This is a genomic window from Cryomorpha ignava, assembly GCF_010686655.1.
In the GTDB taxonomy this organism is placed as follows: domain Bacteria; phylum Bacteroidota; class Bacteroidia; order Flavobacteriales_D; family Cryomorphaceae; genus Cryomorpha; species Cryomorpha ignava.
Genome location: NZ_JAAGVY010000006.1, coordinates 23369 through 48751, shown reverse-complemented (window position 1 = coordinate 48751; position 25383 = coordinate 23369). Strand labels below are relative to the sequence as shown.

General features: G+C 41.3%; 20 protein-coding genes. 18 read left to right on the top strand and 2 right to left on the bottom strand.

Features of this window, described 5'->3' with window-relative positions; all coding sequences use genetic code 11:
• Positions 1 to 11: 11 nt before the first annotated feature.
• Positions 12 to 2261, bottom strand: coding sequence for an FG-GAP-like repeat-containing protein (locus tag G3O08_RS05055; RefSeq protein ID WP_163283589.1), 2250 nt, complete (start codon positions 2259 to 2261; stop codon positions 12 to 14).
• A 201-nt stretch (positions 2262 to 2462) separates the two neighbouring features.
• Here G3O08_RS05055 and secDF point away from each other — a divergent pair, with 201 nt between their 5' ends.
• The 4 genes from secDF (at position 2463) to G3O08_RS05035 (ending at position 9221) form a co-directional block, all read left to right on the top strand.
• A complete protein-coding gene (gene secDF / locus G3O08_RS05050) occupies positions 2463 to 5609 on the top strand; it encodes a protein translocase subunit SecDF (protein ID WP_163283588.1) in 3147 nt (1048 codons plus the stop codon).
• An 80-nt stretch (positions 5610 to 5689) separates the two neighbouring features.
• Entirely contained in the window at positions 5690 to 5923 is a 234-nt protein-coding gene (locus G3O08_RS05045) for a Sec-independent protein translocase subunit TatA/TatB (protein WP_163283587.1), read from the top strand.
• 3 nt (positions 5924 to 5926) lie between these two features.
• Positions 5927 to 6892 carry a calcium/sodium antiporter gene (locus G3O08_RS05040; RefSeq protein WP_163283586.1) on the top strand — a complete coding sequence of 322 codons (966 nt, stop codon included), beginning with the start codon at positions 5927 to 5929 and terminating at the stop codon, positions 6890 to 6892.
• Between the two features lie 139 nt (positions 6893 to 7031).
• Complete coding sequence (locus G3O08_RS05035) at positions 7032 to 9221, top strand: glutamine synthetase III family protein (protein ID WP_163283585.1); 2190 nt, start codon at positions 7032 to 7034, stop codon at positions 9219 to 9221.
• A 301-nt stretch (positions 9222 to 9522) separates the two neighbouring features.
• Here G3O08_RS05035 and G3O08_RS21450 read toward each other — a convergent pair whose 3' ends face one another.
• Positions 9523 to 9648: a hypothetical protein gene (locus tag G3O08_RS21450; RefSeq protein ID WP_262888938.1), complete on the bottom strand. Its 126-nt coding sequence runs from the start codon at positions 9646 to 9648 to the stop codon at positions 9523 to 9525.
• Positions 9649 to 10046: 398 nt separating this feature from the next.
• On the opposite strand from G3O08_RS21450, the gene G3O08_RS21660 reads away from it, so the two are divergent.
• From G3O08_RS21660 to G3O08_RS04965, 14 genes are all read left to right on the top strand, one after another.
• Positions 10047 to 12047 (top strand): OmpA family protein, encoded by a 2001-nt coding sequence (locus G3O08_RS21660; RefSeq protein ID WP_317164037.1) that lies wholly within the window; start codon positions 10047 to 10049, stop codon positions 12045 to 12047.
• Between the two features lie 65 nt (positions 12048 to 12112).
• Complete coding sequence (locus G3O08_RS05025; RefSeq protein ID WP_163283584.1) at positions 12113 to 13285, top strand: AIR synthase related protein; 1173 nt, start codon at positions 12113 to 12115, stop codon at positions 13283 to 13285.
• A gap of 16 nt (positions 13286 to 13301) precedes the next feature.
• Positions 13302 to 14375: a peptide chain release factor 1 gene (prfA, locus tag G3O08_RS05020; RefSeq protein ID WP_317164038.1), complete on the top strand. Its 1074-nt coding sequence runs from the start codon at positions 13302 to 13304 to the stop codon at positions 14373 to 14375.
• Positions 14376 to 14378: 3 nt separating this feature from the next.
• Positions 14379 to 15203, top strand: a complete 825-nt coding sequence (gene pyrF, locus G3O08_RS05015; protein ID WP_163283582.1) for an orotidine-5'-phosphate decarboxylase — start codon at positions 14379 to 14381, stop codon at positions 15201 to 15203.
• A gap of 15 nt (positions 15204 to 15218) precedes the next feature.
• Positions 15219 to 16511, top strand: coding sequence for a DUF2851 family protein (locus G3O08_RS05010; protein WP_163283581.1), 1293 nt, complete (start codon positions 15219 to 15221; stop codon positions 16509 to 16511).
• Positions 16495 to 16728, top strand: coding sequence for a PspC domain-containing protein (locus tag G3O08_RS05005; protein ID WP_163283580.1), 234 nt, complete (start codon positions 16495 to 16497; stop codon positions 16726 to 16728). The genes G3O08_RS05010 and G3O08_RS05005 overlap by 17 nt, the downstream gene beginning before the upstream one ends.
• Positions 16729 to 16828: 100 nt before the next feature.
• Positions 16829 to 18889: an alanine/glycine:cation symporter family protein gene (locus tag G3O08_RS05000; protein WP_163283579.1), complete on the top strand. Its 2061-nt coding sequence runs from the start codon at positions 16829 to 16831 to the stop codon at positions 18887 to 18889.
• A 198-nt stretch (positions 18890 to 19087) separates the two neighbouring features.
• Entirely contained in the window at positions 19088 to 20044 is a 957-nt protein-coding gene (locus tag G3O08_RS04995) for a ComEA family DNA-binding protein (protein ID WP_163283578.1), read from the top strand.
• A gap of 5 nt (positions 20045 to 20049) precedes the next feature.
• On the top strand, positions 20050 to 20583 hold the full coding sequence (locus G3O08_RS04990; RefSeq protein ID WP_163283577.1) for an adenine phosphoribosyltransferase: 534 nt from the start codon (positions 20050 to 20052) through the stop codon (positions 20581 to 20583).
• A gap of 30 nt (positions 20584 to 20613) precedes the next feature.
• Positions 20614 to 21750, top strand: a complete 1137-nt coding sequence (locus G3O08_RS04985; RefSeq protein ID WP_163283576.1) for an acyl-CoA dehydrogenase family protein — start codon at positions 20614 to 20616, stop codon at positions 21748 to 21750.
• 61 nt (positions 21751 to 21811) lie between these two features.
• The gene (gene rpsU / locus G3O08_RS04980; protein ID WP_163283575.1) at positions 21812 to 22003 is read left to right on the top strand and encodes a 30S ribosomal protein S21; all 192 of its coding nucleotides are present in this window, start codon (positions 21812 to 21814) and stop codon (positions 22001 to 22003) included.
• A gap of 38 nt (positions 22004 to 22041) precedes the next feature.
• The gene (locus tag G3O08_RS04975) at positions 22042 to 22935 is read left to right on the top strand and encodes a tyrosine-type recombinase/integrase (RefSeq protein WP_204336773.1); all 894 of its coding nucleotides are present in this window, start codon (positions 22042 to 22044) and stop codon (positions 22933 to 22935) included.
• A 31-nt stretch (positions 22936 to 22966) separates the two neighbouring features.
• Positions 22967 to 23272 carry a ribosome hibernation-promoting factor, HPF/YfiA family gene (hpf, locus tag G3O08_RS04970; RefSeq protein ID WP_163283574.1) on the top strand — a complete coding sequence of 102 codons (306 nt, stop codon included), beginning with the start codon at positions 22967 to 22969 and terminating at the stop codon, positions 23270 to 23272.
• Positions 23273 to 24049: 777 nt separating this feature from the next.
• Positions 24050 to 25369 (top strand): S8 family peptidase, encoded by a 1320-nt coding sequence (locus G3O08_RS04965; protein ID WP_163283573.1) that lies wholly within the window; start codon positions 24050 to 24052, stop codon positions 25367 to 25369.
• Positions 25370 to 25383: the final 14 nt, after the last annotated feature.

The window sequence follows — 25383 nt, the reverse complement described above, 5'->3', positions numbered from 1 at the left end:
TGAAACCTTGCTTACTCCTTCACCACCTTGCCACGATAGATAATTCCCGACGAATCAATTTCCAGAATAAACATACCTGTAGCCAGTCTGCTGATATCAATAATTCCGTTTTGCACAATTCCTCTCTGCGTCAACATCCCCGAAAGGGAATACAAATTATAACTTAAATTTGAATCTTCCTTATCAACTAAATCAACACGTATCTTATCATTGGCCGGATTGGGATAAATTTTAAGTAGACTGTTTTTCTTTTTGGTGTCGGTTAGTCCCAATAGATAATCGCCCATAAAAAGGCTTACGCCACCACCTATGCTGCCAAGAAATAAATCGGGAATACCATCTGTATTTACATCAAGGATATAGGGTTTGCTCAGCAGGCCGGTATTAACCTCAAAAGCGTGAAGGCTAACCAGGTTAAAATCGCCGGTGAGGTTATCGGCTATACCGTTATATACATGTATTCTTCCGGCTTCGCCGCCCACTGCTAGATAGGTCTCGCCAATAAATGTGTAAAAATGCGGGCTGCTATTGCCCACAAAATAATTGGGCTCCACGCTCGATACGCCGCCAAGGGTATCTGCGATAAAGGTAAATTGAGCATTGACTGAAGTTCCTGTGTTTTGGTAATAATTCAAATTTCCGTTTCGCTCGCCTATAATCAGATCGAGCTTCCCATCCTGGTTTAAATCAAACAATTGCGGAGCACTGTTTTGACCGACGTCTAAAATTTCACTACCCGCAAGCACATTTCCCGAAAGGAAAAAGCTCGCAGTATTTCCCGCACCTGCTGTGTTTTCGAAAAGATAAAGTTCGCCCGAAGCGCAACCAACAATAAGATCTATGTCGCCATCGGCATCTATATCGCCAAAAGTTGGAGTAATGTACTGACCTATATTTAAGGTTGATACGCTTAACCAGTCAGGATCTTGTAATGTAAATGCAGGACTGGAAGCTGTGCCGGTATTGATATATAGAGCGAGTGTTGGTTTATAATTGCCCATATCAATAAATTCGCCTCGGCTGCCAATCACAATATCCATAAGTCCATCACCGTTGTAATCAAAAAACGCCGGAGCCGATGCTTCGCCATAATCAATGGTTTGATCTTGGAGAAAATCTGTTTGGATAAATTCGAAATTGGGCAAATTATCGGCGCCATTATTTACGTAATACCAAATAGATTTTTTGTTGGCCGCCCCATCGAGATTGTTTACACCAACAATTAAATCGCGAATTCCGTCACCGTTAATGTCTTCATAAAAACCCGCCGGAAAATTATCGATATCTACAGCCGGAGCCCCAAAATCTGCTGGAAAATCTGTAGAGATATATCCAACGCTATCAACAAGTGGAGCAGGACGATCATTATTTTCCAAATAGGTGAGGTTTGTATAGCTCACATCACCGAGAATGATTTCTACGAGCCCGTCTTGATTTGCATCAAAAGCGAGAATTGTTGAGCCTACGTGTCTGGCGCCTTTAGCTTCTGTATCATTAGCTTTTGGATTAACGACATTAAAGCTACATGCCGCATCAACCAATGCGGGATCGGTGATGATTCCGTTGTTTTCGCTACCTTCTACAAACCTGCCGTAGCATTTATTCTTCAATTCAAAATTGTCTAGTCCGCAAGAACCTGTGTTCTCAATAGAAAAATTAAGGTGAAGCTCGACCATAGTTCCGTTAACACTGAAATTTAAAATGTCAAGATCGCCATCACCATCAAAATCAAAAATAGCCGGAACATCTTGGCTCGATACATATATATTGGTACCAAACTGGGTTGTATTAAAGGCGTAATAACTCTGAACAGACTGATTAACCAATTCAAAACTTATTCCTGTCTCGGCCGTTCCGGTATTGCGATATACCGCAAAGGCACCACCCAGAGTACTGTATGTAAAAATATCGCGTTTGCCGTCGCAGTCGTAATCGCGCATGAGCGCCCATGATTTGAGCGCAGGAAAATTTCGCGAAAGCTCCGGCCTGAAATTATACATTCTTTCACCACCCTCCATTTCGCCGGTAAAGATTAAAACGCGGTTGCCGGCTTTGTCGAAAAGAAAAATATCATTTTCATTTCCGTCGTAATCAGCATCAATCATAGAAATTTGCGCAGCGTTCATTCCACCGGTCCACGGATTGCGAATTTGGGATTGATTTTGCATGAAAACAGGGATGTCCGAAGACGGACTAACTACCATCTGGGCGTAAAATGCCTGCGGGATTAAGGTAAGTAGTAACAATAAGCGAAAATTCATCGTACTGTGTTTGATTCTAAAAAAAACGTCAGACTTTAACAATTCGTAAAGTATATATAGAGAAATTATTTTCCCCGACTAAATTATACACGTCAGATTGTCAATGCCCTACATTATTTTAAATGGTTTTGAAACTGGATTGGGAAATTACTCATTTAAATCTATATTTGCGGCTCGATAAAAAATCGCAAATCAATTCGCATGCAAAACAAAGGTGCTATTTGGCTATTTACCATTCTATTGGCTCTGGCCTGCCTTTTTCAAATCTCATTTTCATTTGTAACGGCTTCTTTCGAAAATAAAGCGGAAGAGGTTGCTGCATACAAAGTAGATTCTGTAAGAACGGCAACAAGTGAAGAACTTTCACTATTGGAAGAGTCAAATCTTCTGGAGAAATACAAAACGCAATATTTGGCGCAAAATTCAAATACGGAGATTTACCCTCTTTTTGGATACACGTACCAAGAGAGCAAATCGAAACAGATCAATCTGGGTCTCGATTTGGCCGGTGGTATGAGTGTAACCCTTGAGGTTTCTATTCCCGATTTAATTTTGAATCTGAGTAATAATGTTCAAAACGAACAACTAGTTACTGCGGTAAATGAAGCAAAAAAGATGCGGGAAGACTCGCAGTCTGATTTCGTAACGCTATTTGGCGAAGCCTGGAATAAAAATTTCCCGGATGAGCAAATGGCTTCTGTATTTCACAGCCGTGATAATAAGGAACGATTTCCACGCGATGCTTCAAACCAAGAGATTCTTGACATTCTTCAGGAAGAGTCAAAAGTTGCCATCAACAATACTGAGAAAATTCTCAGAACACGTATTGATAAATTTGGTGTAACCCAACCGACTATCCAGAAGCAACAATTCTCTGGTAGAATTCTGGTTGAACTACCGGGTGTTAAAGATAAAGACCGCGTAAGAAAGCAGCTTAAAAGTACTGCCAACCTCGAATTCTGGAATACCTATGAGAATTCTGAAATTCTGGGTTATTTAGATCAGGCAAATACTGCTCTTAGCGAATATTACAATCCAAACGATTATGAAGATGAGACCAATGGTGTTGATTTAGATACCACTTTGGTTGATACCAGCGCGCTAGACGAGCTTGCCGAAGATACACTTGAAACCGCTCAAGCGGCTACAGATACTACACTTACTGAAGCAGAACTTTTGGGTCTTGATTCAGAAGATGGTTCTGATACGACAGATGCTGCCAAATCTGCTGAACTTACACAGGCAGAACAACTGAAAAAGCTACCCCTTTTCTCAAAATTGAACCCGGCGCTTACTCAAAACGGAGGTCCTGCACAGGGATCTGTTGTTGGTTATGCAGCGGTAAGTGATACGGGAGCGGTAAACCGTATGTTAAAAGAACAAGTGGTTCAGGCTATCTTGCCAAATGATCTTAGATTATTATGGTCTGCAGAGCCTGCTCCCGGAGCGGGAAATGTAATGCGTCTTTACGCTATTAAAGTAGATACGAGAGATAATAAAGCTCCACTTGATGGTTCTGTAATAGTAGATGCTTCGCAGCAATACGATATGACCGGACAGGTAGAAGTTTCTATGCTGATGAACAGCGAAGGAGCAAGAGCGTGGAAAGATATAACCCGTGAAGCTTCTTCTCAAAATCCGAAACGCACTGTAGCTATCGTACTTGATAATTATGTGTATTCGGCTCCGGTGGTTCAAAGCGAAATCCCAACAGGACAGTCTTCAATTAGCATGGGCCAGGGCTCGCGGAATGATCAAATTCAAGAAGCGCTCGATCTTTCAAACCTTTTGAAAGCTGGTGCTCTTCCAGCACCTGCCAATATTGTTGATGAGTCCGTTGTAGGACCTTCTTTGGGTCAGCAGAATATTGATGACGGTCTTTTGTCATTTGGAATTGCACTTGCTGTGGTGCTTTTATATATGATATTTTATTATAGAGGTGCCGGACTTGTTTCTGACATTGCTCTTATAGCAAACTTATTCTTCCTTATTGGTGCGCTGGCATCCCTAAAGGCGGCACTTACCCTTCCGGGAATTGCGGGTATCGTACTTACCATCGGTATGGCCGTAGATGCCAACGTTCTTATCTATGAACGAATAAGAGAGGAATTGCGAAACGGCAAAAGCGTTAAAGCTGCTGTGAAGGAAGGTTACAGTAAAGCCTACTCGGCAATTATCGATGCCAACCTTACAACCCTTCTTACGGCGATAGTACTTGTAACCCTTGGTACAGGGCCTATAAAAGGATTTGCAACAACTTTGATAATCGGTATTTTTACATCGCTTTTCTCTGCAATCTTTATTACCCGACTTATTTTTGATACCCGACTGAAAAAAGGAAAAACCCTTTCATTCTGGATGAGCTGGTCTAAAGAAATTTTGACCAATAGCACGATTCCATTTATCAAAAAGAGAAAAATTGCGTACATCATTTCAGCTGTTGCGATTTTGATCAGTGTAGGTAGTTTATTAACGCGTGGTCTGAATTTCGGTGTTGACTTTACAGGAGGTAGAACCTATACAGTAAGATTTGACAAACCGGCAGATCTTGAGGAGGTTCGTAATGTTCTTGCAGCATCGTTTGTTGAAGAAGGACGCAAGCTTGAGCCGGAGGTTAAAACTTTCGGAGCTTCAAATCAGGTAAAAATTACTACTAAGTTTTTGGTAGATAATGATGCTACCGATGCAGATTCGCGCGTAGAACAAGCACTTAATGAAGGTCTTGATCAACTCAACGATCCATATACAGTTATTGAATCTCGTAAAGTAGATCCATCCATTTCAGATGACTTCCAATCATCTTCTTTGTCGGCAGTGTTCTTTGCGCTGCTTATCATCTTTGCCTATATCGTGTTCCGATTTAGAAAATGGCAATATGGTGTAGGAGCTATTGCTGGAATGTTTCACGATGTTATAATTGTACTCGGGTTCTACTCGTTGCTTCACGGTTTTCTTCCATTCTCATTAGAGATTGATCAGGCATTTATTGCAGCCATACTCACTGTAGTTGGTTACTCTATTAACGATACGGTAATTGTATTTGACCGTATTCGGGAGTATATTGCAGAGCACCGTAAAGAAAAAATGGCACATGTGATAAATAAAGCCTTGAACGATACACTCTCGCGTACCGTTAATACATCGCTTACCACCTTTGTCGTTTTGCTTATCATCTTTATTTTTGGTGGTGAGTCTATCCGCGGATTTATCTTTGCGCTGATGCTCGGTGTATTTGTAGGAACATATTCTTCGCTTTACGTTGCGTCTCCATTGGTTGTTGATTTATCTGACAAAACTGGTGCGAGTCTCGAAGAAGCCCCAAAACGCGAAGTACAAGCTACTGTTTAGATTAATAGTTTGAAATAATATTGAAAAGCCTCTCTTTTGTACAGAGAGGCTTTTTACATTTGCACCAGAATTAAAAGACAATGATCCTTCTTTTTGGAGTTAGTGGTGGTGAAATATTTGTCATACTGCTGTTTATACTTATATTTTTTGGTGCTGATAAGATACCCGGCATTGCACGCACTATGGGGCGCACAATCCGTCAAGTAAAAGATGCCACATCTGACATACAGCGTGATATTCAAAACTCGGCAAACTCTGTAAAAGATCAAATGAAAGATACATTTGAGGATAAGCGTAAAGAAGAAGATAAATAGTTTATGGAGTTTATTCTCATTATTTCCGGTCTTGTTATCCTGGTTTTTGGGGGTGATTATTTGGTTAAAGGTGCATCCGGAATTGCCTTTCGTCTTCAAGTTCCACCCATGCTGGTGGGTATGACGGTAGTTGCACTCGGTACATCATCGCCAGAGATGGTGGTTACTGTGCAGGCGGCACTCGCGGGTAAGCCCGATATAGCCATAGGCAACGTAATAGGAAGCAATATTGCCAATGTAGCGTTGATTCTCGGTATTACCGTTATTATTTTTCCAATTGCAATTAAGCGAGATTCCTTGCGTTACGACTGGGTTGTAATGATTTTGGCAAGCGTTTTATTTTACGCGTTTGCATTGAATGGAGTTATTTCAAGGCTTGACGGAATTATTTTCCTCACATTACTTGTGAGCTTTATTTCTTACAGCTTTTACCGTGTTAGAAAGAAAAGGCTCAAGGCCGAAGCAAATTCAATAACATCCGAAACTTCGAATGATGAAAAATCAAAGTCAAAAAGCTATTGGGTTTTTATTCTTTACATTATTTTAGGAACTGCTGGACTTATTTTTGGCGCCAAATGGTTTCTGGAAGGTGCAGAAACGGTGGCGCGCGATTTCGGGATTTCAGATCGCGTTATTGCCATTTCCCTTGTAGCATTTGGCACTAGCGTGCCCGAGCTGGCAGCATCTGTTATTGCGGCGTTTAAAAAAGAGCAGGATATTTCATTGGGAAATATAATTGGTTCCAACCTCTTTAATATTCTTGCCATACTGGGGGTCACATCGCTTATTCAGCCCATACAAGTGGCGCAGGAAATAATGGACAACGATATTTTCTGGATGCTCGGCACCTCATTTCTCATTTTGCCTTTAAGTATTGTCGGTTTTAAAATGGGCCGCTGGCAAGGATTCGTTTTGCTAGCATCTTATATTACATTTATGTATTTATTGCTATCTGGGCCTATTTTGTAGGGGGTGTTTCCACGAAAAAGCTTAAAAAAACTAAGCGCACCCCTCTAAAATTTTGGGGTGTTGAAAAAAATCAAAAATATTTCTATTTTTTCCGCTTTTCTGGGTTTATTTTTGCCGTAAATAAAACCTCTCTCACCACATGGCAAGCTTTCGCTTTAAAGCACTCGAAGATGTATTGGATCGTAAACCGATTCACGTCGAAACTCCCTCAGTAAAAATTTCAGATTATTTCTCAAAACGTGTCTTTGTAATGGACAAGATGCGAGAATATCTTGCAGATGATGCCTTGCAGTCTGTAAATGAATCTATGAATACTGGTAAACGTATTCCACGCGCTGTTGCAGATCAGGTAGCCTCGGCAATGAAAGATTGGGCTATCTCTATGGGCGCAACGCATTACACCCACTGGTTTCAGCCGCTTACTGGCTCTACGGCCGAAAAGCACGATTCCTTTTTTACACCTCTTGGCGGTGGAAAGGCCATTGAGAAATTTGCCGGTGCGAATCTTACACAGCAAGAGCCCGATGCTTCTTCCTTTCCGAGTGGTGGAATCCGAAATACGTTTGAAGCCCGCGGATACACCGCATGGGATCCTTCGTCGCCGGCTTTCTTAATTGGGCGTACGTTGTGCATTCCCACCATTTTTATTTCGTATACCGGCGAAGCGCTCGACAATAAAATGCCGCTTCTCAAAGCGCTGCACAGTATTGATAAATCTGCTACACGGGTATGCAAGTATTTCGATAAAAATGTTACCAAAGTTATTTCTACGCTTGGCTGGGAGCAGGAGTATTTTTTGATTGATAGCTCACTTTACAATACACGTCCCGATATTCAATTTACCGGAAGGACACTTTTTGGACACAATCCCGCAAAGGGGCAACAGCTTGATGATCATTATTTTGGATCAATTCCCGAGCGTATCCACATGTTTATGCGCGATTTTGAAACGGAATCGCATTTGCTTGGTATTCCGGTTACCACGCGGCACAATGAGGTTGCCCCAAATCAGTTTGAAGTGGCTCCCATGTTTGAGGAAACAAATCTGGCCAATGACCATAACCTCTTGTTGATGGATCTGCTAGAAAAGATAGCCCGCAAGCACAATTTCAGAATTTTGCTTCACGAAAAACCATTTGCAGGCCTAAACGGAAGCGGAAAGCACAATAATTGGTCGCTCGCTACGGATACCGGAGTCAACTTGCTCTCACCTGGTAAGAATCCGAAAACAAATCTCCAGTTTCTCACTTTCATGGTTAATACCATCGCCGCAATTCACGATTACGCTGATGTACTAAGAGCCCATATTGCCAATGCCGGAAACGACCACAGACTGGGTGCCAACGAAGCTCCACCTGCTATTATCTCTGTTTTCATTGGGTCTGAACTTACTCGTGTGCTTGATAGATTAGAAAAAAGCGTGAAAGCCGGAAAAATGACTCCCGACGACAAAACGCAACTAAAGCTTGACATCGGTAAAATACCCGAGATTTTATTGGATAATACCGATAGAAACCGCACTTCACCATTTGCCTTTACAGGAAATAAATTTGAATTTAGGGCTGTGGGCTCTACGGCCAATTGCGGTGTGCCGATGACTGCGCTAAATGTTATGGTGTCGCAGCAATTAGGTGAATTTGCAGACAAGATTGATATCGAAATTGGCAAGGGTGTTAAAAAGGACGAGGCGATTATTAAAGAGCTACAGAAGCTCATTAAGCATTCAAGAAATATTCGTTTTGAAGGAAATGGGTATGGCGAAGAATGGGTGGCCGAAGCAAAAAAGCGGGGCTTATCGAATGTAAAAGATGCACCTCGTGCTATTGTTATGCTCGACACCAAAAAAGTAATAGATCTCTACGTAAAACAAAATGTGCTTACTGAGCGCGAGTTAAAAGCCAGAGTAGAAATAGAGCTTGAAAAATACAAGATGCAGATCCAGATTGAATCGCGCATTTGCGGAGATATTGCCCTCAGTCATATCATTCCTGTTGCTTTGGGATACCAGACCATGCTGATTCAAAATGTGCTTGGAATTAATCAAATTCTAAATCAGGCATCAGCACTTAAAGCCACCAAAACGCAGCTTCAAATTGTAGAAGAAATTTCGGAACGCGTAGAAATTATTAAAACCAAGGTTGATGAAATGGTGGAAGAGCGTAAAAAAGCAAATAAAATTGAAGACACCTACGATGCGGCAATTGCATATTGCGATAAGGTAAAACCAACCATGGGAGAAATAAGGTATCAGGTTGATAAACTGGAACTTCTGGTTGATGATCAGCTATGGCCAATGCCGAAATTGCGGGAGTTGCTGTTTACAAGATAGTTTTTAGTTTTTAGTTTTTGGTGATTGGAGTTTCATGATATTGATTGATACGACGGCTACCTAAGACCTCCAGAGCGTTGATAACCATCCGATAGAAAATATTTGTCATCAGACCTCAAAGGTTCACCAACCTTTGGGGTCTTTGAATTTAGCATCCGAAGAATTCTGCAGGCTTTCAACCCATTATCATTTGTAGTTTTTTTAATGGTGAAAATCCAATAAATATCAGGCTGACAAAGCGAGATGAATCACTTGATTAAGCAAACCGAAATTTTTGTTTGCGATATAGGCTTTTTATATTTTAAGCATAAAATTGCTTCGCTCCGACGTGCTCTGCAAGGTATCCACCCTGCGGTAATTCAAATCCTGACAGGGGATAATAATCCGAACCGGGAAAATCGTAAAAGAGTAAGAAAACGGCTTTCATGTTTTACGGCCTGATAAACGAGTGCCCACCAAAATATTAAGCAAAGACAAACTCAATACTCAACTACGGTATTTTTAAAAGCCTACTAAGGTGCAACGCTATACCTAACTAAGGTGCAACTACGGTCAAATCACATTTTGTCGGCCACTTCATCGCATTCAAAAATATGGAAGGGGTATGTGTTTTATTCAAATCTCTGCAGGTTTTAAAAAGACAAACAGGGGAGAATTGTGAGGGATTGGAAAGTTAGCTAGAAACCCAGTTTCAAACCAATTCATCTCGCAGAAAAAACGGATTATCTCAATTTTTTTTTCTTGTTTTGCATACTTATCGTCAAAATCCGAACTTTATGTTTATTTTCGGGACTAATTTAGAAGCTGTAACAAAAAAATTTCCAGATGCAAATTATTAGAAACTTCCTCTTGGTTGCCTTATTCGCTTTTAGCGGAACGCTAGCAATGGCTCAAACTGAGAGACTTATTAAAGAAGCCGACAACGCCTACAATAATGAGGCGTACTATGGTGCCATAGATATGTATAAAAAGGCGTACGCGAAAACCTCTGATGCGGATGAAAAGGCCAGAATGCTTTTTCAAATAGCCGAATCTTACCGCCATACCCTCGATTATGATCAGCAGATTATTTGGTATAATAAAGCGTTGAAAGCGCAGTTCGACGATCCAAAAGCATTCTTGTATTTGGCGCAAGCCTATCACCGCCAAGGTGATTTTAAACAAGCAATAGAAAATTACAATAAATACAAAGCCAGTAGCCCCGGCGATAATATGGCCGACGAAGGTCTTGCAGAAGCCACTCTGGCCCAAGAAATGCTTGATAAGCCTTCCAGATATATCGTACAAAATGAAGTGCTGCTCAACTCTAATGAGTACGACTTTGGAACAGGATGGGCCGATAATGAATATAATACTATCTATTTTAGCTCATCACGTCAGGGCGCTCAGGGTATTGAAATTGATCAGCGCACCGGCGAGAGCTTTCAGGATATTTTCTTCGCAACCCGCGATTCGAAAGGAAAATGGAGCGAGCCTGAAAGACTTACCTATCGCATCAATACCGAGCACAATGAAGCTACTCCCGTGCTTTCCGACGATAAGTCAATGATGTTTTTTACGCGTTGCGAAAGCGATAAGGATCAAAACAAGGGCTGTGATATATTTCTAACCAGAAAAGTGGACAATAACTGGAGTACTGCTCAGCTTGTTCCGCTAAAAAATGAAGAGAGTACTGATGTTACAACAGTAGGACACCCCACATTGACAAACGACGGCTCATACCTCATTTTCGCTAGCGATATGCCCGGCGGAATAGGTGGAAAAGATCTTTGGATAGCACCTTTTGATAAGGCATCGCGCACAGCCGGAAAAGCCGTAAACCTCGGGCCTGATATCAATACAGATGGAAATGAAATGTTTCCGTTTATTCGCAAAGATGGACGACTTTATTTCGCATCAGACGGACGTATTGGAATGGGTGGTCTCGATATTTTTAGCGCTGAAACTTCGGGAGATAATACCTGGAATAATGTTGAAAATCTCGGAGTTCCGATAAACTCAATAGGGCACGATTTTGGAATAATTTGGGAAGGTGATTCAGAGCGTGGATACCTTACGAGTGATAGAAATGGCGGAAAAGGAAAAGATGATATCTATTCATTTAATATGCCGCCTCTGCTTTTTGCGCTGGAAGGTGTAGTATACGATAAAGATACCCAACTACCCGTACCAGAAGCTACTGTGAAAGTCGTGGGAAGCGACGGAGCTTCGTTTGAAGCCTTAAGCGACGGTGGCGGAGCCTTTACTTTCGAAATTAAAGGAGAAGAAAGATACATCAATCCGGAAACAAATTACTCAATCGAAGTTTCAAAGCCTGACTATCTGGTGGCAAAAGATCAGATTAGCACAGTAGGGCTTAATGAGTCAACAACTTTCTTGAAAGAATACTTTATTACTTTTACCAATCCTGATAAACCTATTGAATTTCCCGAAGTACGTTACGCTTTCGCGAAAGCAGAACTACAGGTGAATGCTGAGGTGAATTCTAAAGATTCGCTTGATTTCCTTTATCAAACTTTGGTAGATAACCCTACAATAATTATTGAACTTCAGGCACATACAGATTCACGCGGTTCTGATGCCAATAATAAAGACCTCTCTCAACGACGTGCACAAAGTTGTGTTGCATATCTTGAGTCAAAGGGTATCCCAGCAGAGCGAATGGTGGCAAAAGGGTATGGAGAATCTCGTTTGAGAATTACTGATGCCCAGATTGCTAAAATGAAAACCGAAGAAGAAAAAGAAGCAGCGCACCAGAAAAACAGAAGAACAGAATTCTCGGTACAGAGCTTTGACTACATTCCGAAGGAACAACAAGATAATTAGCGTATTTTAAATAATTGAAAAGCGTTCTGGCTGTATGGCCGGAATGCTTTTTTTTATAGCCAGAAATGAGCACCGAAAAAAGATATCAGGCACGTGGCGTAAGCGCAGGAAAGGAAGATGTGCACGCAGCAATAGCCGGAATTGATAAAGGTCTTTTTCCAAAAGCCTTTTGCAAGGTTATACCCGATTTTTTAACCGGTAGTGATGACCATTGCATCGTAATGCACGCCGATGGAGCCGGTACAAAATCGTCATTGGCTTATGCCTACTGGAAAGAAACTGGCGATATATCGGTGTGGAAAGGAATTGCACAAGATGCTATTGTGATGAATATTGACGACTTGCTTTGCGTTGGTGTAACAGATCAAATTTTGGTAAGCTCAACCATTGGGCGAAATAAACATCTGATACCGGGCGAGGTTATTAAGGAAATTATTCAGGGAACTGAACAACTTTTGGAACAACTGAGAGATCAGGGAATTGGAATATTCTCTACCGGTGGCGAAACTGCCGACGTGGGCGACCTGGTGCGTACGATAATTGTTGACAGCACCGTAACCGCCCGCGCAAAGCGAAGCGAAATAATTGATAATTCGAATATTAAACCGGGCAATGTTATTCTTGGTTTTGCCTCTTTTGGGCAGGCATCTTACGAAAGTGAATACAATGCAGGGATGGGCAGCAATGGCCTTACATCTGCCCGGCATGATGTTTTTAATAAGTCGGTAGCTGAAAAGTATCCCGAAACGTTTGACAATGCAGTGCCCGAAGAATTGACGTATAGCGGTAAATACGCACTTACCGATAAGGTGCGGGGCTTACCCGATACAGTTGGCAAATCGGTTTTATCGCCTACGCGAACCTATGCGCCATTAATTAAGGCAATTTTACAATCGCATAGAAAGAAGATTGACGGCATGGTGCATTGCAGTGGGGGAGCGCAAACAAAAGTGCTTCACTTTATTGACAAAAATCATGTGGTGAAAGACAATCTTTTTCCGGTGCCGCCTCTGTTTGCGTTAATTCAGGAAGTATCTGGAACGAGCTGGGAAGAAATGTATAAAGTATTTAATATGGGTCACCGGATGGAGATTTATACCGATAGAGATTCGGCTTCTGAAATGATGCAGATTGCCGAAAGTTTTGGAATAGAAGCGCGCATAGTGGGTAGAGTTGAAGAATCTGAAGAGAAAAAACTTACTATCACAACTTCTGCCGGTACATTTAATTATAAATAAAATGGAAGAAAGAGAAATAATTGCAAGGCTTGGATCGGTTAAAGATCACTATCAGGAGATAGGCAAGAGCATAGTAGATCCCGAAGTGATCGCCGACATGAAGCAATATGTGAGGTTGACAAAGGAATACAAAGAGCTGGAACCAGTGGTAAGAGCCTATGACTCTTACGTTTTATTGGTTGAGAATTTAAAAAATTCTAAAGACATGGCGCGCAACGAGAAGGACGAAGAGTTTCGCGAAATGGCAAAAATGGAAGTTGCCGAATTGGAAGAAGAAAAGGAAAAGCAAGAAGATGCAATCAAGGTTTTGCTCATACCAAATGATCCCGATGATTCGAAAAATGCTATTATGGAGATTCGCGGCGGAACGGGTGGAGATGAAGCCAGTATTTTTGCCGGCGATCTGTTTCGTATGTACACCAAGTATATTGAATCTAAGGGATGGAAAGTCGAAATCGTTGACACCAATTATGGGTCATCGGGCGGTTATAAAGAGATAATTTTTAATGTAACCGGCGATAAGGTATACGGAACGTTAAAATACGAAGGTGGCGTGCACCGTGTGCAGCGTGTGCCTCAAACCGAAACCCAAGGGCGGGTACATACCTCTGCCGCTACGGTAATCGTGCTTCCTGAAGCTGAAGAATTTGATGTTGATGTGAAAGATTCTGATATCAGGGTAGACAGCTATTGCTCTTCGGGGCCGGGTGGACAATCTGTAAATACCACGTACTCGGCTATCAGGCTCACCCACATACCTACAGGTATTGTGGCTCAATGTCAGGATCAAAAATCGAAGCTTAAAAACCACGAAAAAGCACTGAGCGTTTTGCGCACACGGATATACGAAATGGAGCTTGAGAAAAAACTAGCTGCTGATTCTAAAATTCGTAAATCTATGGTTTCGAGTGGCGACAGGAGTGCCAAGATTAGAACCTACAATTACTCACAAGGGCGTGTAACCGATCACCGGATCAATATGAACCTTTACAATTTATCGGGTTTTATGGATGGAGATATCACTGAAATGCTTGAGGCGCTGCAGGTTGCAGAAAATGCAGAAAAATTGAAGGAAAGCGTAACACAATAAATCATGAACCGCGAGAAGTTAATAGACCTTATCAAGTCGCGCGGATCTTTTCTTTGCGTGGGGCTCGATCCCGATTTAGATAAAATTCCCCTTCATCTTCACGAATATGAAGACCCTATTTTTGAATTTAATGCGGCTATAATAGACGCTACGCGAGATCATTGTGTGGCGTATAAACCCAACTTGGCATTTTACGAAAGTATGGGGTTGTTTGGCTGGCAGTCGCTGCAAAAAACCATTGAGTACATCGGCGAAAGCCATTTTACAATTGCCGATGCCAAGCGGGGTGATATTGGGAATACCGCCACCAAATACGCCGAGGCATTTTTTAAAAACATGGCCTTCGATTCGGTTACGGTTGCACCCTACATGGGAAGCGATAGCGTAAAACCTTTTTTGGAATTTGAAGATAAATGGGTCGTTCTTCTGGCGCTGACTTCAAATCCCGGTGCCGATGATTTTCAGTTGGAAATCATGGATGGTGGAGTTGAAAAACTCTATCAAAAAGTAATTCGCACATCGTGTACCTGGGGAAGCCCAAACAATATGATGTACGTGATTGGTGCCACACGACCCGAATATATTAAAGAAATTCGCGCTATGGTGCCAGAACATTTTTTCTTGGTTCCCGGTGTAGGAGCGCAGGGTGGTAGCCTGGCAGATGTTGCCGAAAATGGCCTCAATAGCGATGTGGGACTATTAGTAAATGCTTCGCGTTCTATAATTTATGCAGGTAGAGATGAGTACTTTGCTGAAGCTGCCGGGAGCGAAGCAAAAAGAATTTCTGCCGAAATGAAATTGATTCTTCAAAAAAAAGGATTAATTTAATGGAAATTTTTTTCCATGAACGAGGACTTTCTTCACTATGTCTGGAAATACCAAAACTTTACGCAGCGCGAGCTGAACTGTAAAGATGGTGAGCCATTGCAGGTATTGAAGCCGGGAATGCACAACACAAATGCCGGCCCTGACTTTCTCAATGCGCGGATAAGAATTGGCGACACTGTTTGGGCTGGAAATATTGAGATTCATACCAATGCATCTGACTGGTACAACCACAATCACCAAAACGACCCCGCCTACGACAATGTCATTCTTCATGTGGTCTACACCGCCGATAAACCTGTGCTGGACAAAAGCGGTCAGGAAATTCCCGTTTTAACGCTAAAAGATTTAATAGATTATCAAACCTATCGCTATTATAAGTCGTGGGTTAAAAAGGCCAAATTTATTGCCTGCGAAGGTCTTCTGAATGACGTTCCCGATATTGTAAAAACATCGGCAATACAGGCGGCCGCGGTAGAAAGGCTGCAAATGAAATCAGAAGATTGCCACGATTTGCTGCGCACCACAAATGGAGATATTGAAGGGACTTTTTACCGCGTTTTCTGTAAAGCTATCGGGCTGAAAGTGAACGCTATGCCTTTTGAGCAGCTTGCCATTATTACCCCGTTTAGCCTGGTGCGCAAAAACCGCAAATCGGCTGAAGAATTACAAGCTTTGCTGCTTGGCCAGGCTGGATTTTTAGATGAAGCCGAGAGTGGAAATTCTTTCGTAGACAACTTAATAAAGATTTATTCCCTTCAGCAAATAAAATATCAGCTTTTGCCAATGCCCGCAAGTGCCTGGAAATTATTTAGGTTGAGACCACCCAATTTCCCAGCGGTTCGAATCGCGCAAATGGCAGAAATATACACAGCTCATCATGCGCTTGCACAGCAGCTCATTGAGCTTAAAACGCTGGAAGGCTATGAAGAAATATTTCACAGTGTTTTGGACAAAGGTTTCTGGCTTACCCACTACACACTTAAGTCAGAGAGCGAACCTGCAATAAAGCGCCTGGGGCAAAGCACAGTCCATCTATTGATAATAAATGCAGTAGTTCCCTTCCTTTTTGCACTTGCTAATTATAATAAAGATGGTAGTTTTCAAGAAAAGGCCGTAAGTTTGCTCGAGCAATTGCCGGCAGAGAGCAATCAAATTATTAAAAAGTACAGTGAATTGGGTTTTAAATCTCAAAATGCTTTTGACTCGCAGGGATTAATTGGCTTAAAGAAAAATTATTGCGAACAATTGCGCTGCTTAAATTGTAAAGTAGGGATACAAATTTTAAAAAACCATGGAAAAGCTCATTAGTCACATCTATAATTTCTTTGAAGAACGAGCTTTTGGAGTCTGCGCCTGGTGGGGCGATAAGCTCGGTATAGCCACCTCAAAAGTGCGTCTTTACTTCATCTATCTATCTTTTATTACACTGGGTTCACCACTCATTATTTATCTTGTTATGGCTTTTTTCTTAGAGCATAAATCATACTTTAAGCTGAAGCATAAGCCTACTATCTGGGATTTGTAACCGCCTTTCTTTTAGAGTTAATTTTGATGGCACGCATAAATTTAGTTTTTTAGCGCCCCAGAATGCCGAATATCTTTATTTTGCACCACTAAATTACACCATGAAGAAAGCCATTTACCTTTTAGTCGCACTATTTCTGACTATAAATCTTAACGCCCAGCTTAATGCTAAATTAGAAGTAGCAAATGATAGTGAAACTATTAATGACGGTAGAGCTCAGGTAATTATTCTTTCGGGTACACCGCCTTATAAATACCAATGGTCTAACGAAGATACCGAGTTAGATTCTGATATGAGCACGGGACTAACGGAAGGTGTAACATTTAATGTTGCCGTTAGCGATGCGACTGGCGATACAATAAGACTCGAAGGCAAAATTCCGGCGACATCTACAGAAGAAGCTATAAATTCAGTGTTTTTGCCGGTGGTAAATGGTTTGTTCTCTGTACTCTTTTGGGATCCATTTGCAACTTTCGGCCTATACGACCCCGTGGTTTATGCCGACGAAAAGCGCGTATTCGCAACAGGCTATAAGCAGGAAAATGTAGAAAAAATATTCCTGATGAAATGGTTTCAGCCCGAAGGTGCCGAAGTTAAAGAAGGAGATAAACTTGCCTTGCTGCGCAGAAACACCAACGATACAATTACTATTTACGCGGCTGAGCCCGGTAAAATCCATCATTGGTTTTCGGAAGGTGAAATAGTATTCGACCGCTCAGATGTTGCATCTATTGCTAAGGCCAATACTGCTGTTTTCGGAACGGTAGTATATGATACGCCGCGTCCTGTTCTAAAACCTAATGGTACAATTCAAAAAAATGCTATTCCACTTATAGTAGTTTGGCTTATTTTGGGCGCCTTGTTTTTCACAATTAGAATGGGTTTCATAAACTTTACCGGAGTAAAGCAAGCCATCAATTTGGTGCGCGGTAAGTATAGCGATCCCAGCGATAAAGGTGAGGTGTCTCACTTTCAGGCATTAACTACTGCACTTTCAGCAACCGTTGGTCTCGGAAATATAGCCGGTGTAGCCGTGGCCATCGTTGTGGGTGGGGCAGGAGCAACATTCTGGATGATTGTGGCAGGTTTGCTCGGTATGGCCAGCAAATTTGTGGAATGTACCCTCGGTGTTAAGTACCGAAAAATAAACGAAAAAGGCGAAGTGTCAGGTGGGCCGATGTACTACTTGAGCGAAGGCTTAAAACGCAGAAATATGGCCGGACTTGGAAAAGTACTCGCCGTTCTTTTTGCCATTTTATGTATTGGTGCATCTTTTGGTGGCGGCAATATGTTTCAAGCAAATCAGGCATTTGTACAGGTGTCTGCTAAGGTGCCTCTTTTTCAGGATAATGGCGCTTTATTTGGCGTTATTCTCGCCATTTTTGTAGGTCTTGTTATTGTCGGTGGTATCAAAAGTATAGCTAGAGTAACCGATAAAATAGTGCCATTTATGGTGGCCGTTTACGTTGGGTTTGCTTTGATTATTATTTTCATGAATATTGAGAATTTGCACGCTGCATTAAGCGCTATTTGGCATGGAGCATTCTCGCCATCGGCTCTTAGAGGTGGCGTGATTGGAGTATTGGTTATCGGATTTCAACGCGCCGCATTCTCTAACGAAGCAGGTGTCGGATCAGCATCTATCGCCCACTCAGCATCTCGAACCAAGTACCCTATTAGTGAGGGGATTGTTGCACTTTTAGAGCCATTTATAGATACCGTTGTGGTATGTACCATGACAGCCTTGGTGTTAATATTTACAGGATTCGCCAACGATGCGGGTGGCATGAATGGTTCTGAACTAACCTCAGCAGCATTTAGCAGCGTATTCTCATGGTTTGACTGGGTCTTACTTGTTGCCATTGTACTCTTTGCATTCTCTACTATGATATCGTGGTCGTACTATGGCTTAAAAGCGTGGAGTTATCTTTTTGGGAGCACCAAAGCATCAGAATATAGCTACAAGCTTCTTTTCCTTATTTTCGTGGTGATAGGGTCGTCTGTTGGATTGGGTAGCGTACTCGATTTCTCTGATTTAATGATTCTTGGAATGGCTTTTCCCAACATTTTGGGATTATTCCTTCTCTCGGGCGAAGTGCGGGCAGATCTCAAATCGTATTTTAAAGGAATTAAAGAAGGCACGATTAAGAGATTTAAGTAATTTGAGTTTTCGTTTTAAAGCGAAAATTAGGATGCATTTATGTACTGCATAAATTTGTGTTTAGAACTGGTTTGCAGTAAAAATTTATAAATTTTTTCTCAGATGGCTCTTTTTATTTCAGCAAAATTCCTATTTTGTTGAAAATCTGTGGCGATGCAAAGTTTTCCTTCAAATACACATGTCTAAAGTCTATGCGCAATGTTCAGAAATCTTGTGGCATATTTCAGGCATCATAGAGAAGAGCGAAACGGTACTATCGCAATTCTTGCCATTCTTACTGTTTTAGTTCTCGCATCACAAGCATATTATATTTGGTATAAGCCACCGGTAAAAGATCCTTCAGAATTCATGGCGCTTATGGATTCTTTAAAGCAGTTGGCTTCCGCCGAAGAGGGATTTGAAAATGGCACAGAAGAGATAACTTCAGACATCTTCCTTTTCAATCCCAATACTTTGAGCGACTCGGGATATGCTGCTCTTGGTTTTTCTGAAAAGGAAATAAAAACACTACGCAATTATCAAAAAGCCGGTGCTGAATTTCATGTTAAAACCGATTTCAGAAAGCTATTTTTTGTTGATGAGAATCGATATAGTGATTTGGAACCTTTCATAGACCTTCCTGAAAACTATCCGGATAAGGTTGCTAACCCAAAAACCAATTTTTATAAAACCGAATATTCTCCTGATGACCATTCGCGGAAGCGTGATACAATAAAATGGAGCGATACCACCTTAGTAGAAAACTACGAATACAAACCATATACCTGCGATTTGAATCGGGCAGATACAACTGAATTAAAGAAGCTGCCGTATATTGGATCCTTTTACGCCCGTGAAATCATTCGCTATCGCGATGAACTTGGCGGTTATCATTCTCTGGCTCAATTGTTAGAGCTTTATAAAATGACTCCGGAAACGATTGATAAATTTGCCGAAAAGGTAACCATTGACAAAACGAAAATTAGAAAGATAAATGTAAATATTGCAACGGCTCAAGAACTTTCAGCACATCCATACGTTGATTTTGCTCTGGCCAATAAAATTATAGCCAGACGCGAAACTGAAAAAAGCTTTAGAAATTTGGAGCAGCTTTGTGCTACAGGTTTGGTGAATGCCGAATTATGCGTTAAACTTGCACCTTATTTAATTTTTTGACAATTATGGATGTAAATGTGGCTATCAGGAATACAATCAGAACTATACCTGATTTTCCAAAACCCGGTATCCAGTTTAAAGATATTACACCCATTTTAGAAAATCCCGTAGTAAGTAGGGCCATTGTTGCTGAGTTTGTAAAACTCTACCACGGCGTGAAAGTCGATGCGGTAGCCGGGGTAGAAAGCAGAGGGTTTTTGTTTGGCTTGCCTCTCGCAATGGAACTCAATGTTCCATTTATCATTGTGAGAAAAAAAGGGAAGCTACCGGCTGAAACGGTAAATTTTAAATACGATTTAGAATACGGCTCTGCCGAAATAGAAGTGCATAAGGGCGCCATAAAGAAAGGAATGAACGTGCTGGTGCACGACGATTTGCTCGCCACCGGTGGCACAGCCGGTGCAGCAGCTCAATTAATTGAAAAAGAAGAGGGTATTGTTGCCGGATTTTCTTTTCTGATTGAGCTTGATGATTTAAAAGGCCGCGAAAAACTGGTGCGGTTTGATAAACCAATTATAAGCCTGGTGCGTTATAACTAGATTAAATGACATTTTCAATAATTAGAAATCATGAATGAATTAAGTGAAAACCAAAAAATGATAACCCAAATGGTTCGCGATTTCGGCGAGAGAGAAATTCGTCCGCATTTCATGGATTGGGACGAGCGTCAGCATTTCCCCGTCGATGTAATGAAGAAAATGGGTGAGCTTGGCTTATTGGGGGTGTTGGTACCCGAAGAATATGGCGGAGCAGGTTTTGGTTACAATGAGTATTATACTGCGGTTACTGAAGTATCGCGTATATGCGGATCTATCGGCTTGTCTGTTGCCGCGCACAATTCTTTATGCACAGGTCATATTTTGGCTTTCGCCAATGAAGAACAAAAGAAGCGTTGGCTTCCCAAACTAGCGACCGGTGAGTGGATAGGAGCTTGGGGTCTTACCGAAAGCAATACGGGTAGCGATGCCCTGCGTATGACAACCACGGCAGTAAAAGAAGGTAATGAGTGGGTGCTGAATGGCGCTAAAAACTGGATTACTCACGGCATTAGTGGCGATGTGGCCGTAGTTTTGGCTCGCTCGGGCGAATTGCTTGACTCTAAGGGCATAACGGCTTTCGTTGTAGAGCGTGGCACCAAAGGCTTTAAGGCCGGCAAAAAAGAAAATAAGCTCGGGATGCGCGCATCAGAAACTGCAGAGATGATTTTTGAAGACTGCCGTATACCACAGGAAAACGTGCTTGGCGAAGTAGGTCAAGGCTTTATTCAGGCAATGAAAGTACTCGATGGTGGCCGTATTTCAATTGCTGCCTTATCGGTAGGAATTGCAAAAGGAGCATACGACGCCGCGCTCAAGTACAGCAAGGAAAGAGAACAGTTCGGGCAGCCAATTTCCAAATTTCAGGCTATAGCTTTTAAACTAGCTGATATGGCTACAGATATTGAAGCATCTGAATTGCTAACATTACAGGCAGCTTATCTTAAAAACACAGGGCAAGATGTAACATTAAAGTCGGCAATGGCAAAATATTATGCCAGCGAAACCTGTGTTCGAGTTGCTACCGAAGGTGTTCAGATTTTTGGCGGATATGGTTATACCAAAGACTTTCCGGCAGAGAAGTTTTATCGCGACAGCAAGCTCTGTACAATAGGCGAAGGAACTAGTGAAATCCAAAAACTGGTTATTTCAAGAAAAATACTCAGTTAATTGAATTAGATTGAAAAAATAAGTATATTTGCACTCTCAAAAAAATTAAGGACAACACGACATGCTTATCATTCCTGTAAAAGAAGGCGAAAACATAGAAAGAGCCCTAAAGAAGTTTAAAAAGAAATTTGACCGCACTGGAGTTATTAAAGAACTTAGAGCGCGTCAGGCTTTCATTAAACCCTCTATCATTAATAGAAAACAAAAGTTAAAAGCGGTTTATATTAATAAAATTCGTTCCGAACAGGAATAAAGTATCGTTTTTATTTAGATATTTAAGGCAGAACTTTTATGGTTCTGCCTTTTTTTATGGTCGAAAAATTTCTTGAATATCTCGCTTTCGAAAAGCGCTATAGCGCACATACAATCAAAGGATACACTTCTGATTTGGAGCAGCTCCGGCTTTATTTAAATGCCAGTTATGAGTTAGATTTAATTGAGCAAGTAAGTCACGATATGTTGCGTTCGTGGATTGTATCGCTTATGGAAAATGATATTTCACCTCGGTCTGTAGGTCGAAAGATCAGTGCAGTTAAATCTTTTTTCAAATGGGGGCGAAAGTTTCAGGGTTTTGATCAGGATCCCACTCTAAAAATTACCCTTCCCAAAGTTTCTAAGCGCTTGCCTATTTATGTGGAGGAAGAAGAAATGGAAACTTTAAATACTGAGGGTCAATTTCCCAATACCTTTGAAGGAATGCGCGATCGGCTCATCGTAGAGTTGTTTTACCAAACCGGAATCAGAAGCAATGAACTGCTTACGTTGAAAACGAATGATGTTGATTTTCAGCGGGGAACAATAAAGGTTTTGGGTAAGCGAAACAAGGAGCGAATTATCCCCGTAGGTAAGGATGTAATCAGTTTAATGGAGCCATATTATAAAATAAGAATGCATGAGTTTGAACCATCGTCATTCTTTTTTATTACCTCAAAAGGAGATTCTTTATATCCAAAACTTGTTTATAAAATAGTAAATACATACCTTGGAAGGGTCAGTTCGCTGCGCAAAAAAAGCCCACATGTGTTAAGGCATACCTTTGCCACACACATGCTTAACCGCGGTGCTGATCTCAACGCTATTAAAGAATTGCTCGGTCATGCCTCACTAGCAGCTACCCAAGTATATACGCACAATAGTATTGAAAAACTGAAAGAAATTCACCGCAAGGCCCATCCAAACGGCTAAGCGAATTACTAACCATAAAACTACCCGTAACATGCAGGTAAACGTTCATTCAATCCAATTTAAAGCAGACGCTAAGCTCATCGACTTTATCCAAGCCAAATTAGATAAGTTACAGCTCTTTCACGACAAGATGGTCGCGGCTGAAGTTTACTTGAAATTGGACAAAAACCACGAATTGGGCAATAAAATTGCCGAGATTAAGATCAACGTTCCCGGAAAGGAACTTTTTGCCAAACGCCAGTCAAATTCTTTTGAAGAATCTACCGATCTGGTAATAGAAGCACTGCGCAGGCAAATTCATAAGTTAAAAGGGAAACGCACAGTTACCTTGAGCTGACGACTTACATTACATCTTAGAAAAAAATTGAGCGCCACTGAAAAGTGGCGTTTTTTATGGATTGAAGGAGGGGTGTAAGACGGCGCAAATGGCGATAGCAATTTGAAAATGTTTAAGCGATATCCTTTTAGGAGCCTTTTAAAATAATATTTACAAAGACGCAAAAGCACCGTCTTTGTCGGTTAAACTCTTGCCCGAACGAAACTATTCAATGGCCTGCTTTTGTAACGACTCGTTAGCTGCTTGATTTGGTTCTGAATTTTTCATTCTGCGTCTAAAATTAGAAATGCTCATCCGTTTGTTTTTCCAAGGTAATTCCATCGAAATGATACTGATGCAATCATCACTCGATCGAATTTGTCGTAAAAATATTTGCGGTATATATTACGGCAGAACTCGTTGAAATAATTCTGCAAAAAGTCATCATCAATTCTGTGATAAATGTCCAGCAAAAGTCTTTTAGAGTTGTTAAAAGTCTTATGCACCAAACGTAGCACCTTAGAACACTTTTTTGTTGGCACTCCATGTGATTGTGTTCATGGTAGTTTTTAAATTCATTGTAGCTATTCAATCCATCCGAGATAATACTCCCGTCTGCCACTAGATTTTTATTGACTTGGTGTGTGATATCCTGCATATTCAGAGATTGGATCACTTTCATTTTAACAATCCGAGGTGATGAACATAATCTCTTTACGTTCTTAAGCTTTTTGGGAAAAGTGGCAGTTAAGCATTTTATTTTATCTACATTTGAGTAAATCATAAAACCTTCAACTGATGAAATGGAAAATTAACACCATCTTAACCACGAAATCTTATCCCACATTGATCTTAGGATTATTGATTTTTACTGTCGTATTTATTGGAAATCTCCAAGCACAAGATAGCAAGATTTGGGTAAAATTTAACAGCTCCTCAGATCTGCCCAACTGCAATGGATCAACTTGCACTCATACCGATCAAAACTTCGAAAACTACCTGAGTTCGCTTGGTGTGCAAAAGATATCCATAGCTCTTCCTGCAATCGTGAATTTTCCTCAGGCATCTTCCTACGGGCTTGATTTGCTCTATGAAATAATAGTTGATTCTCTAGTTGCTGAATCGGTTGTAGACTCTTTGATCAACTATTCCTTCATTGAGCGAGCACGAATAAAGGAAGAAATGGGAATTCCCTTGTATACTCCTAACGACTATAATCTTTTGAATCCCATCCACGGGCCGAATTGGCAATTAGATCTAATTGATGCTGAAAATGCTTGGGATTTATCGCAGAACGCCAATCAGATAATAATAGGAATTAATGAAACAGGCCGAATACAAGGCAATCATCCTGACTTAGATGGAATTATAGAGAATCCAGCTACCAGTGGTATTAATTACCATAAAACACATGTCGCTGGTTGCGCATCTGCGGAAACTAATAACAGCCTTGGAATTAGCTCAATCGGATTTAATGCCAAGATATATGACGGCCCCAATTGGGAAAACGGCTTACTGGTATCAGCATCAAATGGGGCTGACATAATCAATGTAAGTTATATATGGAGTTGTTCTCCTGATTCAGATACTCAAAATGTCATTAATATGCTTACTGATGATGGGGTCATAATCGTCGCGGGGGCAGGAAATGGAAATATCGGCAATAGTTGTAGTGACCCTAATGGATACGTTTATCCTGCATCTTATGACAATGTAATCTCCGTGACTAGTGTTGGAGAAACAAATAATCATTTTTGGGCTGCCGCTGGAGGGCAACACACCCACAATGATAAAGTAGATATCTGTACCCCAGGGTATGCCGTTCTCTCGACTGAACAAGGCGGTGGATACACAAGAAGCAGCGGAACTTCCATGGCTTCTCCCATGACTGCAGGAGTTATAGCACTCCTTTTGAATATTAATCCCTGTCTGGATCACGATGACATTCTAAGCATCATTCAAAGTTCAGCTGATCCCGTAAGCGATGCATCAAATTTCCCCGCCAATTCTCTTGGTGCAGGTCGTATCAATGCACATCAAGCTTGTCTGGCCGCGCTGCAAACCACTGATATTCCTAACCCCGTCTTTTCCAACAATCAAACCATAAGCAATACGTAATCGTGGGACAGGAT

Bases quoted from the DNA above. Each gene is read 5' to 3' on its own strand.
- secDF (WP_163283588.1), top strand. From the start codon at position 2,463: ATGCAAAACAAAGGTGCTATTTGGCTATTTACCATTCTATTGGCTCTG.
- G3O08_RS05035 (WP_163283585.1), top strand. From the start codon at position 7,032: ATGGCAAGCTTTCGCTTTAAAGCACTCGAAGATGTATTGGATCGTAAA.
- G3O08_RS04975 (WP_204336773.1), top strand. From the start codon at position 22,042: ATGGTTCTGCCTTTTTTTATGGTCGAAAAATTTCTTGAATATCTCGCT.
- pyrF (WP_163283582.1), top strand. From the start codon at position 14,379: ATGAACCGCGAGAAGTTAATAGACCTTATCAAGTCGCGCGGATCTTTT.
- hpf (WP_163283574.1), top strand. From the start codon at position 22,967: ATGCAGGTAAACGTTCATTCAATCCAATTTAAAGCAGACGCTAAGCTC.
- G3O08_RS05045 (WP_163283587.1), top strand. From the start codon at position 5,690: ATGATCCTTCTTTTTGGAGTTAGTGGTGGTGAAATATTTGTCATACTG.
- G3O08_RS05025 (WP_163283584.1), top strand. From the start codon at position 12,113: ATGAGCACCGAAAAAAGATATCAGGCACGTGGCGTAAGCGCAGGAAAG.
- G3O08_RS05055 (WP_163283589.1), bottom strand. From the start codon at position 2,261: ATGAATTTTCGCTTATTGTTACTACTTACCTTAATCCCGCAGGCATTT.
- G3O08_RS04995 (WP_163283578.1), top strand. From the start codon at position 19,088: ATGTTCAGAAATCTTGTGGCATATTTCAGGCATCATAGAGAAGAGCGA.
- G3O08_RS04990 (WP_163283577.1), top strand. From the start codon at position 20,050: ATGGATGTAAATGTGGCTATCAGGAATACAATCAGAACTATACCTGAT.
- rpsU (WP_163283575.1), top strand. From the start codon at position 21,812: ATGCTTATCATTCCTGTAAAAGAAGGCGAAAACATAGAAAGAGCCCTA.
- G3O08_RS05005 (WP_163283580.1), top strand. From the start codon at position 16,495: ATGGAAAAGCTCATTAGTCACATCTATAATTTCTTTGAAGAACGAGCT.
- G3O08_RS05000 (WP_163283579.1), top strand. From the start codon at position 16,829: ATGAAGAAAGCCATTTACCTTTTAGTCGCACTATTTCTGACTATAAAT.
- G3O08_RS05010 (WP_163283581.1), top strand. From the start codon at position 15,219: ATGAACGAGGACTTTCTTCACTATGTCTGGAAATACCAAAACTTTACG.
- G3O08_RS21660 (WP_317164037.1), top strand. From the start codon at position 10,047: ATGCAAATTATTAGAAACTTCCTCTTGGTTGCCTTATTCGCTTTTAGC.
- G3O08_RS04985 (WP_163283576.1), top strand. From the start codon at position 20,614: ATGAATGAATTAAGTGAAAACCAAAAAATGATAACCCAAATGGTTCGC.
- G3O08_RS21450 (WP_262888938.1), bottom strand. From the start codon at position 9,648: ATGAAAGCCGTTTTCTTACTCTTTTACGATTTTCCCGGTTCGGATTAT.
- G3O08_RS04965 (WP_163283573.1), top strand. From the start codon at position 24,050: ATGAAATGGAAAATTAACACCATCTTAACCACGAAATCTTATCCCACA.
- G3O08_RS05040 (WP_163283586.1), top strand. From the start codon at position 5,927: ATGGAGTTTATTCTCATTATTTCCGGTCTTGTTATCCTGGTTTTTGGG.